Annotated in this window: 1 protein-coding gene; it reads left to right on the top strand. The window is 59.5% G+C overall.

The genetic code is table 11. The features are described from left to right. Positions 1-4 precede the first annotated feature (4 nt). Complete coding sequence (locus tag ACP7A5_RS17930) at positions 5-682, top strand: hypothetical protein (protein ID WP_426043159.1); 678 nt, start codon at positions 5-7, stop codon at positions 680-682. The last annotated feature ends 762 nt before the right edge of the window (positions 683-1,444 follow it).

Here is a 1,444-nt window from a genome sequence, read left to right as displayed (position 1 = left end):
GTTCCTGCAGACCGACCCCGTGGGGTATGAGGCGGGAATGAACCTCTATGGGTATGTGGGGAATGATCCGGTCAATCAGACCGACCCGACGGGTGAATGTCCGCCCTTTATTTGCGGCGCGATTATTGGAGGTGGGGCTGGTGCCGGTATCGAAGTTGCGGCCCAAGTCTTTCTAGAAGGCCGCAGTCTCGACAATCTCGACCTTGGTCGCGTGGGCACTCAGGCTGCGATTGGTGCGATTGCCGGAGGGACAGGAGCGGGGGCCGGTAGCCTCATCGCACGCGGTGTTCAGGTAACGCGTGCGGCACGCGCGGCTGGAGTGATAGAAGCCGTAGCCGGGGGAGCCATTGGGGGGGCGACAGGTGCTCAGTTGAGCGGAGACAATCCAATCGTTGGGGCCGCCGCCGGTGCCGTAGTAGGCGGGGCCGCAAGAGGGGCTGGAGCGAGGGCATCCACAGCAACGCAACGAGCAACAGATCGGGCCAGATCAGCCGCCACAGATCGCGCGGCAGCTAGGGGATCGACCTCGGCTCGTCTGCAACAAAGCGGTGTGTTGACCCCATATCAAGGTCGTGGAGGAGGTGCTGCCGCAGCGGCAGGCGCTTCGGCCGAGCGCCTCACTGAGTTTGGAGGCGAAGTGGCTACTTCTTGCGCAACAGATAATCGGTGTCGGCCCCAATGACAGTTGTTCGAGAGATTATTCCGCAGCGCCTATGGACTGCGTTCTGGGCTGCTATCGCTGCGACGGGCGCATGTTTCATATTCGGCAGGTTGAATGCGGTTTTTTACACATACCTGCTGTTCGACCTATTTTTCTCTCTGTTCTATTTACCTGCGCTTGTGATTGCACACAGGATTGAGAATTGGTCGTTTTTTGCTTTGACGACAGTTTGGCTCCTTGCTGGATGGTTTTTGGCTCCCTTGGCCACAGAGATCGTATTCTAGGGTAACTGGCTCCCGAATATTCAATTCGATTCATAGGCGCCGAGGGTAGTCGTCTCAGAACTTAGATGGCCGGGGGCCTCGGGTCCCCCGACCTCGATTTTTCTGATTACACCGCCACGGTCACCAGCCCCGGCTTCGCCGGGCCAGACACCCATTGCCCGATCCCCAAGCCCCAACCGCGTCGGTCGCCACCCCAACTCGGACAGGCATGTCCGGGCACTGTCCGGGCTGAGTGTGTGCAGGCGGGTTCGCCAACACATTGACGATCAACAGGAAATCCTGATCCGTCCGGGCTGTCCGACCTGTCCACCCTATTTGAATCGCTAATAGGAAAAGGATCTGATCCTCATCTCTATATAGCGAATTCGGAATTAGCCCGGACAGGTCGGACAGCCCGGACAATCCCCGCCACCACTGGGTTCTAGCGACACAACAGCCCGGACACTGCCCGGACATGCCCGGACGGATCGGGGCTAGCGGGGGCGATGCAGCAGAGCTG

The sequence above is a fragment of the Brevundimonas sp. TWP2-3-4b1 genome, assembly GCF_049897665.1.
Classification (GTDB): domain Bacteria; phylum Pseudomonadota; class Alphaproteobacteria; order Caulobacterales; family Caulobacteraceae; genus Brevundimonas; species Brevundimonas subvibrioides_B.
The sequence above is the reverse complement of the archived record's forward strand: the minus strand, read 5'-3'. Positions and strand labels throughout refer to the sequence as shown.